Annotated in this window: 14 protein-coding genes; all 14 read left to right on the top strand. The window is 39.8% G+C overall.

Going from position 1 to position 16,331, the window contains the following annotated elements:
• Positions 1-259 precede the first annotated feature (259 nt).
• A complete protein-coding gene (locus AYJ08_RS11520) occupies positions 260-1,495 on the top strand; it encodes a macrolide family glycosyltransferase (RefSeq protein ID WP_064017842.1) in 1,236 nt (411 codons plus the stop codon).
• Between the two features lie 480 nt (positions 1,496-1,975).
• Positions 1,976-3,019, top strand: a complete 1,044-nt coding sequence (locus AYJ08_RS11515) for a PdaC/SigV domain-containing protein (protein WP_064017841.1) — start codon at positions 1,976-1,978, stop codon at positions 3,017-3,019.
• A 114-nt stretch (positions 3,020-3,133) separates the two neighbouring features.
• Positions 3,134-3,487 carry a YxeA family protein gene (locus tag AYJ08_RS11510; RefSeq protein ID WP_064017840.1) on the top strand — a complete coding sequence of 118 codons (354 nt, stop codon included), beginning with the start codon at positions 3,134-3,136 and terminating at the stop codon, positions 3,485-3,487.
• 183 nt (positions 3,488-3,670) lie between these two features.
• Positions 3,671-4,501: a ClpP family protease gene (locus tag AYJ08_RS11505; protein WP_064017839.1), complete on the top strand. Its 831-nt coding sequence runs from the start codon at positions 3,671-3,673 to the stop codon at positions 4,499-4,501.
• A complete protein-coding gene (locus tag AYJ08_RS11500; RefSeq protein ID WP_031413750.1) occupies positions 4,498-4,725 on the top strand; it encodes a YlzJ-like family protein in 228 nt (75 codons plus the stop codon). Before AYJ08_RS11505 ends, AYJ08_RS11500 begins: the two co-directional genes overlap by 4 nt.
• Positions 4,726-4,919: 194 nt before the next feature.
• On the top strand, positions 4,920-7,298 hold the full coding sequence (locus AYJ08_RS11495; RefSeq protein ID WP_064017838.1) for an FtsK/SpoIIIE family DNA translocase: 2,379 nt from the start codon (positions 4,920-4,922) through the stop codon (positions 7,296-7,298).
• A 295-nt stretch (positions 7,299-7,593) separates the two neighbouring features.
• Positions 7,594-8,640 carry a BMP family lipoprotein gene (locus AYJ08_RS11490; protein ID WP_064017837.1) on the top strand — a complete coding sequence of 349 codons (1,047 nt, stop codon included), beginning with the start codon at positions 7,594-7,596 and terminating at the stop codon, positions 8,638-8,640.
• Positions 8,641-8,761: 121 nt separating this feature from the next.
• Positions 8,762-10,303, top strand: a complete 1,542-nt coding sequence (locus AYJ08_RS11485; RefSeq protein WP_064017836.1) for an ABC transporter ATP-binding protein — start codon at positions 8,762-8,764, stop codon at positions 10,301-10,303.
• On the top strand, positions 10,296-11,372 hold the full coding sequence (locus AYJ08_RS11480; protein ID WP_031413754.1) for an ABC transporter permease: 1,077 nt from the start codon (positions 10,296-10,298) through the stop codon (positions 11,370-11,372). The genes AYJ08_RS11485 and AYJ08_RS11480 overlap by 8 nt, the downstream gene beginning before the upstream one ends.
• Positions 11,373-11,374: 2 nt before the next feature.
• The gene (locus AYJ08_RS11475; protein WP_031413755.1) at positions 11,375-12,328 is read left to right on the top strand and encodes an ABC transporter permease; all 954 of its coding nucleotides are present in this window, start codon (positions 11,375-11,377) and stop codon (positions 12,326-12,328) included.
• A gap of 200 nt (positions 12,329-12,528) precedes the next feature.
• Positions 12,529-13,692: a stalk domain-containing protein gene (locus AYJ08_RS11470; RefSeq protein WP_064017835.1), complete on the top strand. Its 1,164-nt coding sequence runs from the start codon at positions 12,529-12,531 to the stop codon at positions 13,690-13,692.
• A gap of 85 nt (positions 13,693-13,777) precedes the next feature.
• Positions 13,778-13,933, top strand: coding sequence for a hypothetical protein (locus AYJ08_RS23965; RefSeq protein ID WP_197490628.1), 156 nt, complete (start codon positions 13,778-13,780; stop codon positions 13,931-13,933).
• A gap of 181 nt (positions 13,934-14,114) precedes the next feature.
• Positions 14,115-15,410, top strand: a complete 1,296-nt coding sequence (gene yfmF / locus AYJ08_RS11465) for an EF-P 5-aminopentanol modification-associated protein YfmF (protein ID WP_064017834.1) — start codon at positions 14,115-14,117, stop codon at positions 15,408-15,410.
• A 1-nt stretch (position 15,411) separates the two neighbouring features.
• Positions 15,412-16,331 (top strand): EF-P 5-aminopentanol modification-associated protein YfmH (gene yfmH, locus AYJ08_RS11460; protein ID WP_064017833.1); only part of this gene is annotated, 920 nt, incomplete at its 3' end.

Raw genomic sequence — 16,331 nt, 5'->3', positions numbered from 1 at the left:
ATGTGTTAGTTCATGTATTGAATTTAATCGAAGTCCTAAACTGTAAAAAGCTAAGATGTAAGAATGCTAGATCGAAAGGAAAATGAATAAATTATAGACAAAAAATAAAATTGTTTGTTATAATCTAAACAAAAGGTAATTATGTTTATTTTTTTGAGGTGTTTTTATTCACATGCAACAGTATTAACTGTTTCCATGGGCATCCTGTAGAAAAAACTGAAGTAGGAGTAGAACAGTCTTTATTATAGGAGGGAAACAAATGGCTAAGGCACTATACATTAGTATGCTGGGAGAAGGTCATGTAAATCCAACATTAGGGCTAGTAACTGATTTAGTAAAGCGCGGGGAGCATATTGTCTATTATTCGTCCAATCATTTTCAAGAGAAAATTGAACAAACAGGAGCTATATTTCGGCCTGTGGATCAAAGAGCACAAGAAATACTTCAAGAAATCAATTATCTTCTGAATTCACAGCCGGTGGAGTTTTTCCTGCAATTTCTACATGCCATGGAAATGATAACGGATACCATACTGAACGAAATTACAAATGAGACATATGACTATCTCTTATACGATGCACAAACGATGGTAGGTACCTGGATTGCTCACCAATGTAAGTTATTATCCATTGCTACTTGGACTACATTTGCTTTTTCAAATGATCCTCATGAAAATATGACACTAACAGACTCAGATGATGAAAAAGGGAAGCTAGAGAGGCTGGCTACGCTTCAAAATTTTTTACAATTGGAAAAAATACAAGAACGTAAAAAGCAATTAGAAAGCAAATATAAAGTTCCATTTCCGGGATTTTTTTTATCGAATCCTGGGCCAGTTGATTTAAATATTGTGTTCACTTCTTCTTATTTCCAGAGAAATAGTGAGCAGTTTAATGACAACTATATTTTTGTAGGTCCTTCAATACCAGATAGCAGTCACCTTGGTGATTTTCCCATTGATGAGTTAAAAGGAAAACAAGTCATCTTCATCTCTATGGGAACGATCGTAAACCAACAGCTCGAGCTTTATCAAAAATGCTTTACGGCTTTAAAAGACGTAGATGGTAAGGTAGTACTTAGCATTGGAAAGAATACAACAATAGAAGAATTAGGGGATATACCAGATAACTTTATAGTACGTCATTATGTCCCTCAAATAGACGTATTACGTCACACAAATGTGTTTATTAGTCATTGTGGTATGAATAGCATAAGTGAATCGCTTTATTTTGAAGTACCGTTAGTTATGCTTCCCATTGTGAATGATCAACCTACGATAGCACAACGGGTGAAGGAGCTTGGAGCAGGGGTTCTGTTAGATTTTGAAAATCTATCACCAGAGGATATTAAACAAGCTGTTCACGAGGTTTTGCAAAATCCAATTTATCAGGAGAAAGCAAAAAAAATCAGTCAATCATTTCTTAAGTCTGGAGGCCGTGAGAGGGCAGCGGATGAAGTGTTCAAATTTACTCGTACCAAAACAAAAGGTAATTGATTTGTAACCGGTGTGGAATGGAATTTTGGGTAGGATGAATTTACAGCCAAATCACTGGCTGGATTGAAGCGATTTAAATAGCAGTCTGATTAGTACGTCTTATTCGTTACGGATAAAGAAGACTTATTTATCAGACTTATAGGGATCATTTTAATGATATGCGAGCATTGGAAGCGACAGGAGTGGTTAAGGGTGAATAAATGTAGAAGTCATGCAGGTAGTCTAATCATTTCTTCTTAAAGAGGCATAAAATATATGGCCTGTGGGAACAGGGATACAGTATGAACGACCTGTCAAGATTTCGTTGATGGGTCGTTGTTTTTAGGAGAAGAAGCTAACCTGGAAAAGTAATAATAAAAGCTGTACCGAGGTAAGTGAAATACAAATGAAGGAGTACAAACAAGCATCACATGTGATATACTGTCCTTTTCGTGACATGGAAAAAGAAGGAATGGTTCTGTACATAAAGGAGAGATTTGTATGAGAAAAACAAGAGGGTATATTTTGATGGTAGCAGCAATGCTTCATTGCGTTACGTTCAGTGCAAATTCTGTCTGGGCAGAATCTACTAAGCAGGTTGATGTATTTGTCGACACCAAACTGCTTAGTAGTGCCGGAGAAGTCATCAAGGGAACTACATTTGTAACATTAGATACGTTACGCAACGATTTCCGATTTCATGTATACTACGAGCCCCAAACAAAACGTATTTCAATCTTATCTTCAAAAAAGGAAATAGTAATGAAGGTAGAAGATAATGCCTATCTCGTAAATGGACATAAGCTGTTTATGGAGGAAGCCCCTCGAATCAAGGACTCTTCCATACTGGTACCATTGCGGGTTATCTGTGAAAACATGGGTTTTTCTATTTCACAGGATTCCGTTACGAAAGCTGTAAGCACCCATTTTGTATCCGAAAATGACCTGCAATTCGATAATAAAGAACTGAAAATCAACAGAAATAATACAAACATATCGATACAATATCCGCAATTAACATGGCTTTCTTCCAATGTAGAAATTCAACGGAAAATAAACGATCAGCTAGAAAAGGTTGCACTTGAAACCTTTGAAATGGGTTCTCAAGCTTCTATGGAGATCAGAGAGGGTGAAAATCCTTATGATTACTCACTTGATTACGAGATTACCTATAATCAAAACGGATTAATTAGCGTCGTTTTTGATCAGTATACATATACGGGCGGAGCACACGGAATGGTTGATCGGGTTGCTTACACAATCGATATCAAAACAGGTAAAATTCTTTCGCTGCAAGACCTTCTCAAAGAAAACCCTGATTATAAAGCAGAGATTTCACAACAAATAAAGAAACAATTTCAACAAAAATATGGGTATTTACTAACACCGTTCGAAACTATTAGTGATCAACAAGCGTTTTATGTAAAAGGAGATTCCGTAATCATTTATTTTGGCTTATATGAATATACTCCTTATGCTGCGGGGATTCCTGAATTTGCTCTCCCGCTTGCTTCCCTTTTAAAAGGATCAACGGTTTCTAGATAGCAGATATTTGCCTATCTTACAAAAATGTAATATTGATGAAAGGATATTCAATGTTACATTGGCTAAGACTCCCTTATACTGATTGCAAGAGAATTCGTATAGAGGAGAATGGAAATGAAGAAGGCAATTATTGGGATTTTAGTTTTCTTGGTCGTTTTAGGCGGTTTATATTATCTTTTTGAAGACAATCGATTCAAAAAAATAGGTGCAGACCTTTATTATGTCCAGATCATTGGAGAAGGTAAACAAGTATCAAATTCAGACTCGTACGAATATACGTTAACTGGATATGATAAGGATGGAATGGAAAAGACGATTACATTTATTGGTCTTAAACAATTGCGTCAAAAGGCGTATCTTAAAGTGTATGTGAAGCCTGATCAAGTAGTTTCCTATACTGAGGTACAAATATCAGAGATTCCTGCTAAGGCAAGCGAAAAATTAAATAAAGGCTTAGAGAGTAAATAGACGATAAAAACACTCCTGTCATGGATGATTGGCTGAATTTGCCATCAAATATGAAAGGGGTGTTTTTTTACAAGGATTTGACTCATGTGAACAATTTTATAAGCAGGCTAGCTTTTCCATCAATGCATGAATTCGGTAAGGCTAACCCATACTACAACTAGCATAAAGGAGGTCGTTAGCCAGATGGATCCTAAAGATTATTTGCGTAAGCCCCCATTTACAATGAATAGAATCAATAATGAGGAGAGTCCGCAAACACCCCAAATACAACCAGACCGATCAAGATCTCAAGAGCAGCCAAATACGACAGCACCACAGCAGGAGCCTTCAGATGAGGCTAAAAAACGTCTAATAGACAATATTACTCAGCTTGGCCAGACTAACGTACCTCAATTGGAAAGCAATATTTACTGCCTGACAATCATCGGCCAAATAGAGGGGCATATTCAATTACCACCTCAGAATAAAACAACGAAATACGAGCATATCATTCCCCAATTGGTGGCAGCAGAACAAAACCAAAAGGTTGAAGGTGTTATGGTTATCTTAAATACAGTGGGTGGCGATGTTGAAGCGGGCCTTGCTTTAGCCGAAATGATTTCATCCTTATCGAAGCCTGTTGTTACCCTCGTACTTGGTGGGGGGCATTCTATCGGTGTGCCAATATCTGTTGCAGGTGATTACTCCTATATTGCTGAGACAGCGACAATGACAATCCATCCGATTCGATTAACGGGGCTTGTTATTGGTGTACCACAAACCTTTGAGTATCTGGATAAAATGCAGGATAGAGTGGTTTCATTTGTCGCTCGCAATTCGGATATTACAGAGGAGAAATTCCGTGATCTCATGCTACGTACAGGTGAATTAACCCGAGATATTGGAACCAATGTAATTGGCTCTGATGCGGTTAAGTATGGATTAATTAATGAAGTAGGTGGACTTGGTAAAGCGTTAAAGAAACTAAATGAACTTATTGAGGAAAGACGTAATAAAGAAGGTGTTCTTCAATGATTATTTACTCTGCTATGCCAATGGAGCTCATATTTGATAACCAGGAGCAGGTGGAAAAGCAGCAAATTCAGGAAATCCAAATGGGAGCGGCAGTCATGCTGATAGAGCCTATTAATTCCTATGAAGGAAAAATTGTACGTCTGATTAGTCCTAATCCTCATGACTATGTCAATCCAGCTTATGCACCTGGGCAAACCGTTAAATTTCGTCCTTCATTTGATTAAGAAAGGAATTTTGTTAGTAGTTTGTATTTGTAACAATTTCCTGTGGTATACTAATTAAGATAACAAAAACAGCCGGACGCACCAACTCCGGCTGTTTTTGTTCCCTTAAAGCAGGGATTCTCGCTGTCAAAAGGGAATGTTACAAGGGGACTGGAAAAGCAAAAGTAATCATACGTAAAGGAGGCAAGCGTGCCATGAGTAGAAGAAAGAGAAAAACATCCCCATCGGCATGGGCCTCGATCATTAAGCTGGAACTGATTGGTCTTATTATAATCTGTCTCAGTGTGATCGGTCTTTTGGAGAGTGGTTGGTTAGGTCAAAGAGTCCTTTCCTTTTTATTTCGCATGTTTGCAGGATCATGGGATTTTCTGATACCTGTTGCCCTTATTGTGATTTCTGTATATATGATGTTCGTTCGAAAACTCCCCAGAATGAGTCCAAGAATGTTCGGTTTTTTCATCATTTTCATGGGAATTCTATTATGGGACCATCTGTTGTTATATGAGCTTTTATCCGGTAGTGGACGTTTTGATCAAAATATGATTCAGCTCACCTGGGAGAGAATTTTAGAGGATCAGAAGCAGAGAGTATCGACCGTAAGCGTCGGCGGGGGAATGATCGGAGCTGTTTTATTTACAGTAACCAATGCGTTAATTGGCACAGTTGGAACAGGTCTTGTTGTTGGCCTTTTCTTTTTGATAGGCATCATGTTTATCTTCCAGGTTTCCTATGTAGATCTGTTCAATATCATTCGAGGAAAGCTGTCCGCGGGTTATCTGAAAACAAAGCAATCAGTTAAAGAATCCATGCAGCTTTTACAAGAAGAAAAAGAAAAGAAAAAATCAGAGGAAAAGCTCGGGAATGGATCAAACGTGGAGCATGCCAGTTCGATAGAGGCTCCACCGCCAGTGATTGTAGATAACAGCACCCCTTGGGAAGAGCAAATGGATAGTGAACCAGCGATGGTCTCACCTGTGATAAAAGATTTCACAGAGCGAGTAGAGACTCTTCCAGAGCAGGAAATGACAAATCTGCCAAACAAAACAGAAACATCAGCCAAGATCACGATTAAAACAAAGGCTGATTCTCAAGGAGAAGATATGCCGGATGTGACGGTAAATTTTCAAACAGAGGATAGTCAGCTTGAAAGTACTTATATAATCCCTGATTTGTCCATGCTATCAAGACCGAAGAACACTGGTCAACAAAAAGACGTAGATCATGCCTCAAATGCAGCTAAGCTAGTGCAAACGCTGAAAAGCTTCGGTGTGAGCGCTATTGTCTCTGAAATCCATCGCGGTCCAGCCGTAACACGTTATGAGGTACAACCTGCTACTGGGGTAAAAGTAAGTCGTATCGTAAGTTTAACTGATGACTTAGCCTTAGCCTTAGCAGCAAAAGACATTCGAATTGAGGCTCCTATACCCGGCAAATCTGCCATAGGTATTGAGGTTCCCAATAGTGAGATTTCGTTGGTAACACTGCGAGAGGTTTTAGAAAGTCCACAATGCAAAGATTCAGAAGCCAAATTAACTGTAGCTTTAGGACGCGATATTTCTGGTGAGCCGATTTTGGCAGATTTAGCAAAAATGCCCCATTTATTGGTGGCTGGAGCTACAGGAAGTGGTAAATCAGTATGTGTTAATGGGATTATTATGAGTATTTTATTGCGCGCAAAACCGAACGAAGTGAAATTAATGATGATAGATCCGAAAATGGTAGAACTTAATGTTTATAATGGTATACCACATTTGTTAGCGCCTGTTGTAACTGATCCAAAACGTGCTTCTGTAGCTTTAAAAAAAGTAGTGGTAGAAATGGAAAGACGTTACAATTTGTTCTCTAAATCGAATTGTCGCAACATAGAAATGTACAACCAAATGGTGAAAAGCGCAGAACAAGGGCAACATACGGCTCCCCTACCTTATATCGTTGTGATAGTGGACGAGCTGGCCGACTTAATGATGGTAGCTCCAGGAGAGGTAGAAGATGCCATTTGTCGATTAGCTCAGATGGCTCGCGCAGCTGGAATTCATCTTTTAATTGCGACCCAGAGGCCTTCTGTTGACGTAATTACGGGGGTGATAAAGGCGAACATTCCATCGCGAATTGCCTTCGGAGTTTCGTCTATGGCCGATTCTCGAACTATTTTAGATATGGGAGGCGCAGAAAAATTACTTGGGCGCGGAGACATGCTTTTCTTACCTATGGGAGCCTCCAAACCAACCCGCGTACAAGGGGCTTTTGTTGCAGATAAGGAAGTAGAAGATGTCGTATCCTTTGTGAAGGAACAGCAGGAAGCAAAATACAGTGAAGAAATGATTCCCGAGGAAATAAGCGAGGAGCCACAAATGGTCATGGATGATGAAATGTATGATCAGGCCGTACAGGTTGTGGCAGAAGCTCAGACAGCATCAGCCTCTCTATTGCAACGAAGACTGCGTGTTGGCTATACGAGAGCTGCTCGGCTCATAGATATGATGGAGGCCCAAGGAGTTGTTGGTCCATACGAGGGGAGCAAACCACGAGAGGTACGAATTCCACGACCATCATCTGAATCACAAATCTCTTAAAAGGTTTTTTATGTTAAAGATTAAGAAAACTAACATATTCCGAATGATAGAATAAAAAATTCGCTTGCATATCGCTTCTTACATGGGGTAAAATTTCTACGGGCTGGCGAAAATATTGGAATCATGTCGAAAATGGGTGTTTTTTCCTCAATAGGAATTGGTAGAGAACAAAATAAACAAGTTATCGTTTTTTATTTATGAAGTGCTCTCTCCAAGCTCCTGAATCATCACCCAAATTTGATAGTCTGATATTTTCTTGTCTACATAAAAACTGATAATTGGGGGTATCACAAGCATGAAAAAGATCCTATCTGTTCTTTCCGTGGCAACCCTGAGTCTTTCACTGGTGCTAACTGGTTGCGGTAAAGCTCAACCAACTGAGCCTAGTAAAGAAAGCGCTTCTCCAGCGGCAGACAAGAAACTTTCTGCAAAGGTTGGTATGGTTACTGATGTTGGCGGTGTTAACGACAACTCCTTTAACCAAAGTGCATGGGAAGCTCTACAGAAACTAAACAAAGACACGGGCATTGAAACAAACTATGCTCAAAGTAATGGCGATGCTGACTACGTACCAAACTTGAACAACTTTGTTAAGGAAAAATGGGATCTGACATGGGGTATTGGCTTCATGATGGCTGAACCAATTAAGAAAATTGCTGACCAAAACCCAGATGCGAAACTAGCGATCATCGACGCGCAAGTTGATGCTCCAAACGTAGCATCCGTATTGTTCAAAGAGCAAGAAGGTGCTTTCTTGGCAGGTGTTGTAGCTGCTGAAATGTCGAAAACCAAAAAGGTTGGTTTCGTAGGCGGTGTTAAAATTCCTGTTATTGAACGTTTTGAAGCAGGTTTCCTTGCTGGTGTAAAAGCCGCTAATCCGGAAGCTCAAGTAATATCTATCTACACAGGTGCATTTGATAAGCCAGACCAAGGTAAATCCACTGCTTCTGGTATGTATGCACAGGGTGTAGATATCATCTTCCATGCTTCTGGTGCTACTGGCGACGGTGTATTCAACGAAGCTGCTGATCGTAAGAAAAAAGGCGAAAACGTTTGGGTTATCGGTGTAGACAAAGACCAATCTCTTAACTTTGGTAACGAAATCACTTTAACTTCTATGGTGAAAAAAGTAGACGAAGCTGTTTACAAAGTTTCCAAAGATATGGCTGAAGGCAAATGGGAAGGTGGAAAAGCTGTTAACCTAGGTATCGCTGAAGACGGCGTAGGTTTAGCATCTACTTCTACTATCAATGTGCCGGCTGAAGTACTGAAAAAAGTTGATGAATTTAAAGCTAAAATTGTAAGTGGCGAAATTAAAGTTCCAGAAAAAGCTGTTAAGTAATTGATCTAGTTATTTTATTTGTTGAAGAAAATAAGCAACAAGGCTAGTTTCATGACTAGCCTTGTTGTTGCCTTGTGCAGAGTTACTTTGGATTATTACCCAGAAAAACGGGGTGAGTGAAATGAAAGATGTAAAAACGGTAGTAGAAATGCGCGGAATAACGAAGCGCTTTCCAGGAATTATTGCAAATGATAATATTCAACTTAAAGTAAAAAAAGGCGAGATTCACGCGCTCTTAGGTGAAAATGGCGCTGGTAAATCAACTCTAATGAATATTCTATTTGGGTTGTATCAGCCTGATGAGGGTGAGATTTTACTTAATGAAACACCAGTGAAAATCACCAGTCCAAATGTTGCTAACGAATTGGGTATTGGAATGGTTCACCAACACTTTATGCTTGTCGAACCGTTTACCGTTACGGAAAATATTATTCTAGGAAAAGAACCAAAGAATGGTTTGAAGATAGATATCAATTCAGCGGCTAAAAAGGTACAAGCACTATCTGAACAGTATGGGCTCAAGGTTGACCCGTATGCAAAGATTGAAGACATCTCAGTAGGGATGCAACAACGTGTTGAGATTCTTAAAACCTTGTACCGTGGAGCTAATATCCTCATTTTTGACGAACCAACGGCTGTTCTTACACCGCAGGAAATTTCCGAGTTAATAGAGATTATGCGTAATTTGGTTAAAGAAGGAAAAACGATTATCTTAATCACCCATAAGCTGAAAGAGATTATGGCAATTTGTGATAGTGTCACCATTATTCGCCGTGGTAAGACGATCGACTCTCTAGCTATTAAAGATACAAATCCAGATGAATTGGCTTCCAAAATGGTTGGGCGCGACGTAACGTTTGCTGTAGATAAAAAGCCTGCTAATCCTAAAGAAGCAAGTCTATCTGTGAAAAATGTAACAGCAATGGGTAATCGTGGAGTTAATGCCCTAAATAAAATCAGCTTTGATGTTAAGGCTGGTGAAATTCTTGGAATTGCGGGCGTTGACGGTAACGGTCAGTCTGAATTGATTGAAGTGTTAACGGGGCTACGTAAGTGTCAGGAAGGCTCAATAACTTTAAATGGTAAGGACTTAACCAATAAAACTCCGCGTTTTATTTCTGAATCAGGACTATCTAATATACCAGAGGATCGACATAAGCATGGTTTAGTTCTCGATTTTAGCATGGCTGAAAACATTGTTCTAGAGACTTATTTCCACCCTGAATTTAATAAAAATGGATTCTTGAATTATGATGCGATTAACAAACATGCCGAAAAGCTAATTGAAGAATTCGATGTTCGTACGCCAGGGATACATACACTAGCACGCGCTCTGTCGGGTGGTAACCAACAGAAGGCGATTATTGCACGTGAAGTGAACAAGAATCCTGATCTGTTGATTGCAGCTCAGCCAACACGTGGGCTGGATGTAGGTGCGATTGAATTCATTCATAAGCGCTTAATTGAACAACGTGATAATGGAAAAGCGGTTCTACTCATTTCGTTTGAGCTGGATGAGATACGCAATGTTTCCGATCGTATCGCTGTTATTTATGAAGGTGAAATCGTTGGTATTGTTGATCCGAAAACAACGAGTGAACAAGAGCTCGGGTTGATGATGTCAGGTGGAAAACGCATTCAAGGAGGCGAACAGGATGAATAGTGTGTTTAAGATTTTTACGAAGGATTCTTTCATCGTTCCTGTTGTTGCGATTCTGCTTGGACTCATCGTCGGGGCGATTGCGATGCTAGCAGGTGGATTTGATCCATTGTTAGCCTATGGTTCTCTGGTCAAGAAAGTATTTGGTGACGCCTATAATTTTGGTGAAACGATTCGCCAGATCACCCCTTTGATTTTTAGTGGATTGGCTGTTGCCTTTGCTTTCCGTACAGGACTTTTTAACATCGGAGTAGAGGGTCAATTCATGATGGGTATGGTTACAGCTGTTTACCTTGGTGTAAAGCTGGACTTACCTGCCTATATTCATGCTCCACTAACCATTATTGTCAGTACAATTGTCGGTGGGCTGTGGGCGGCTTTTGCAGGTTGGTTAAAAGCTGCACGTGGTGTCCACGAGGTTATTACTACAATCATGATGAACTGGATTGCTTTGTATATGGTGAACTTTATTCTGGTGACTACATTGGTTCCAGAAGGACAACAGCGTTCTGAAGATATTAAGGAATCAGCGTCTATTGCAATTGACTGGCTGTCTCAAATGTTTGAAAGCGCACGTATGCATTGGGGAACTTTACTTGCTCTTGTTTTAGCTGTCCTTTTCTTTATTGTTCTTTGGAAAACAAAAACGGGCTTTGAGCTTCGCGCGACAGGCTTTAATCCGCATGCAGCTCAATATGCTGGTATGAATGTAAATAATAACGTTATTAAAGCTATGTTTATTTCAGGTTGTATGGCAGGTATGGGTGGAGCCGTTGAAATTCTAGGGGTGTTCCATTATCAAGCTATTATGGCCGCTCAGCCTGGGTATGGCTTTGATGGAATCGCAGTTGCATTAATTGGTGGTAATACTCCAATTGGGGTAGTATTAGGTGCTATTTTATTTGGAATATTGTCCTTTGGAGCAAATGGAATGAAGATGGGAGCAGGCGTACCAGTAGAGTTAATTCGCGTGGTAATTGCCTCTGTAATCTTCTTCGTTGCAGCTCATGGCATTGTTAGATTTATTTTAAAACCTGTTTTATCTAAGAAGAATAAGAAGGAGGTGCTGTAAAGATGCAATGGCTAACCATTGGTGGCGATCTCTTACATGACACGATCGTATTTTCCACAGCCCTCATTTTCGCGGCACTTGGCGGTGTTATTTCTGAACGTTCCGGGGTAGTTAACATTGCGCTGGAAGGCCTCATGGTAATGGGAGCTTTCATTGGAGCGGTTGTTACTTACTTTATGGAGCCAGCGCCGTACGCACCTTGGATTGGTTTAATCGCGGCTTGTATTGGTGGTATTATTTTCTCCCTGCCACATGCAGCGGCTTCGATTACGTTTAAATCCAATCAAGTAGTAAGTGGTGTTGCTCTTAACTTCTTGGCAACAGGTTTGGCAGTATATCTTACCAAAATCATTTTTGATGGTGCTGGTCAAACCAAAACATTGAGCGTTGTATTTTCCAAATGGGACATCCCGTTTTTAAGTGAAATTCCTTTCCTGGGTCGTGCTTTATTCCAAGCATATCCTACCAGTTATTTGGCATTTATTACAGTGGCAATCGTTTGGTTCGTACTGTTTAAAACTCAGTTTGGCTTAAGACTTCGCTCTGTAGGGGAACATCCGCGTGCCGCTGATACAGCCGGTATTAATGTATATCGTGTTCGTTACATTGCGGTTATGCTGAGTGGAGCTTTGGCAGCGTTGGGTGGAGCAACTGTTGCTTTAACAACAACATCAAACTTCTCTCACAATACGATTTCTGGTCAAGGTTTTATTGCACTTGCAGCGATGATTTTTGGTAAGTGGCATCCAGTAGGTGCTATGGGGGCAGCTCTGTTTTTCGGATTAGCCCAAGCTGTTAAAACACTTGTACAAGTATTTGGACTTACCAAATACATTCCAGTTGAATTTATCTACATGCTGCCATACGTATTGACGATCTTGGTACTTGCTGGTCTTGTTGGTAAATCACGCGCTCCAAAAGCAAGTGGTGAACCATATGAAACAGGTTCTCGTTAGTAAACGTTATTTATCTATTTCTAATAAGAATCTACATGTATGTGATAGGTAAATATAGCTAAAAAATCAATGACCACCTTTCCGTTCGGAAGGGTGGTTTTTCTTGTTAGGCTACTTTTTACCAGTAATTATGCATAGATACCCTTTTGTAACCTATGGGATAATGGGACAAGTTTGACTTGGATAAGGAGGATATTTACATGAACAGATTACGAAGGAGTACGAGCCGATGGTTAGTAAGGAGTCTGGTGGGTACTGCCTTGTTATCCATTTCCTGGATTAACCCTATGCAAGTACAGGCTGCTTCTGTGCCACGTGTTTTTCTTATGGTAGATGGAAAGGGTTTAAAAACAGATGTAGAACCACAAATTGTGAATAATCGTATGCTGGTGCCGATTCGAGCCGTTTCAGAAGCTACTAAGGCACAAGTCACTTATCAGGCATCAACGAAGCAAGTATTTATTAAGACAAAAACAAACGAATACACTTATCGGGTGAATCAAAAAACAGCTTGGGGGAATGGAAAAAAGCATAGCCTAGATGTTTCCCCTATAGTAAAGGAAGGACGTATTTTAGTCCCCTTACGTTCGATAAGTGAATTATTAGGCTATCAGGTAAATTATAATGAACAATCGAAGGTAGCGATGGTGGCTACTAAAGCCACTCCAGCAACTTATACGGTACAGGCCGGGGACTCGTTATGGTCGATTAGTCAAAAATTTGGTGTGCCCATTTCGTCAATAAAGAATGCTTCTCGTCTGACAAAGGAAGAGATAAGTCAGGGAATGAAGCTGACTATTCCAGTGATTAGTATGTATAATCAGACATGGAAACCATTAGACATACAATCTAAGCAGCAATATCTAGGGAACATTGATCGAGCCTTAGCCCCTAAGCAAAGTGTTTTCCCTTTGCAAAAGGGTACATGGTATGAACAGGTTTACAATACATATGGGGATGAACGAACATGGGGCGCAGAAGCTCAAGGTAGAAATCATGAAGGCATTGATATAATGGCTTTTCATGGAGTCCCTGTCTTTTCATCAACGAATGGAGTCATTAATCGCTTAGGGTGGAATAGCATGGGGGGATGGAGAGTTAATATTACACATTCCTCTGGTAAGTATCGGGTGTACTATGCCCATTTGAGCGCTTTTGCTCCTGAAATAAAGGTGGGCAGTCCTGTTAAAGCAGGTCAGTTAATTGGCTTTGTAGGCGATACGGGGTACGGACCGATGGAAACTACAGGTATGTTTTCTCCTCACCTGCATTTTGGCCTGTACAGCAATCAGACAGGTAAAGCGGTTAATCCTTATTTTTTCCTTAAATATCTGGAAACGATTGAAATCGAATCGACGAAGTAAAAGGATATGATATATGCCATACTTATATCCTAGACAGGGAATGGGTACACTACTTTGAGATAAAAAGCATAAGGGGTGTATCAAAATGTGGGAATGTCCATACTGTGGTTTTGCAAATGGTCATGTGTTTTTGGACAATCAATTACATGGCATTCTCTGCTTAAATCCGGACTGTGGTCGTTTTGACTCTAGCGATACTAGTTTGGAGATGCTTAACGATTGGGATACAAGTGATTTATAAGGAAGGGCATTACAGAAAAGACTGTTGAGTTTTTCGCTCATCAGTCTTTTTTGTTGGAATGAGCTACGATGTATAAGAGTACAGTTGTGTGGCATACATTTGATGTAATCATTTTGCTGAAAGCTACCTATTTTGGGTAAAATAAAAAATAGGTACGTAAATAAGGAGGGAGACGAATCATATGGCTGAAAAGGCACAGGAGATTGCCTTTACGAAATCTCAGGTAAATGGCATGAATCTACATATTTTACAGACCGAAAAGTTTAAATCAATTACGATGATCGTAAATATTGAACAGGAATTAACGGAGGAAAATGCATCGAAAACCGCTTTGCTTGCCATGGTGTTAAAGCGTGCAACAGCTCGTTTTCCTGAACCTCAAAAGCTTCGTCAGCATCTTGATTATTTGTATGGAGCTATTTTTGACGTTGATGTAGCCAAAAAAGGGGAGCGCCAACTCCTACAGCTATATATGGAGGTTCCAAATGAAAAATATTTAAGCGGAAGCCAGTCATTAGTTGAAGACGCGATAGAGTTTGTTGGCGATATCCTTACTCGTCCCTATTTGGTTAACGACCAGTTTGACAGCACGTATGTTGAAGCAGAGAAAAAATCCTTAACGAAAAAAATTGAAAGCATCGTTAATGATAAAATGAGATACGCAAATCAACGGATTACGGAAGAAATGTTTAAGGGTGAACCATATGCTATTTCAGCATTCGGCACGATAGATAATGTAACCAAGCTTGATGCGGCTTCACTTACCGATTATTATCATCAAATCATAAATAACAACCCTGTTGAAGTCTTTGTAGTGGGTGATGTTAAGGAGGAGGAGATCACCGCTTTATGTAAGAAGCATCTTCAGCTACCCTCCCAGCATAAAAGCCATCTAAGCATTCAGCAGGTCTCTAAGAAGGTTACTGAACAAAAAACAATTGTAGATCGCATGGATGTAAATCAGGCTAAGCTAAACATAGGATGCCGTACCAATATTGTATATAAAGACGACGATTATCCTGCCTTGCTTGTGTATAACGGGATTTTAGGTGGATTCCCGCATTCCAAGCTCTTTTTAAATGTACGTGAAAAGGCTAGCTTGGCTTATTATGCCGTGTCTCGTTTGGAAAGCCATAAAGGCGTAGTTATGATGATGTCAGGTATTGATGTCAATAATTATGAAAAAGCGGTCACCATCATGAAGGAACAGATGACGATGATGGAAAATGGCGAGATCAGTCAGGAAGAAATGGATATGACGAAAGCTACCTTGTACAATCAATTTAAAGAATTGCTTGATAGCGGTAGAATGATGGTGGATTTTGCCTATAACGGAGTCATAAGCGGCAGAAACCGTGATTTACAAACCCTGCTGTCTGAGATTGAAAAAGTGAACGTGCAGGATGTTGTCAATGTAGCTAAAAAAATTGAACTCGATACGATTTATCTACTACGCGATAAGAAGGGTGGGGAATAGGGTGAAAACAGTAACATTTGATCAGTTAAATGAAACACTCTATCATGAAAAACTGCCAAACGGCTTATCAGTCTATTTGTTGCCAAAGGAAGGCTTTAGCAAGACCTATGCAGTTTTTACAACCCGTTATGGTTCAAATGATAGCCATTTCCGATTAAATAACCAGGAGACCATCAATGTACCTGATGGTATTGCCCATTTTTTGGAGCATAAGCTATTTGAAAAGGAAGATCGTGACGTATTTCAGGATTTTTCCCGCAACGGTGCTTCTTATAATGCATTTACCAGCTTTAACCGGACAGCTTACCTTTTTTCTTCTACGGATAAAGTAGAGGAGAATTTGAAGATATTGCTGGATTTCGTACAGGAACCCTATTTTTCTGAAGCAAGCGTTGAAAAAGAAAAAGGAATTATTGGCCAAGAAATTCAAATGTACGATGATAATCCGGATTGGAAAGTATATGTTAATTTGTTGAAAGCCATGTATCAAAAATATCCGGTACGAATCGAGATCGCTGGAACAATCGAAACCATTACACCGATCACAAAAGACATGCTGTATCAATGCTATGAGACCTTTTACCATCCAAGCAATATGGTGTTATTTGTGGTGGGAGGATTTGATAAAGATCAGATTGGCGAATTGATTCGTAGTAATCAGCAAGCGAAAAATTTTCCACCAGCCCCGATCATTGAACGCTTTTTCCCAGAGGAACCGCTTGAAGTGGGTGAAAAGCTTGTGGAAGCCCATCTTTCCGTGGCAATCCCTAAAATATACATCGGATTTAAAGAAGCGAAAAACCAATTATTTGGTGAAGAGCTGCTAAAACGGGAACTAACGACAAAATTGATGCTAGATTTACTGTTTGGAAACAGCTCTAGTTTTTACCAAAGATATTATGACGAAGGACTCCTTACAGA

The organism is Brevibacillus sp. SKDU10 (assembly GCF_001645205.1).
Lineage (GTDB): Bacteria > Bacillota > Bacilli > Brevibacillales > Brevibacillaceae > Brevibacillus_B > Brevibacillus_B halotolerans.
Note: the sequence above shows the minus strand (reverse complement) of the source record. Positions and strands in the feature narration are given on the sequence as shown.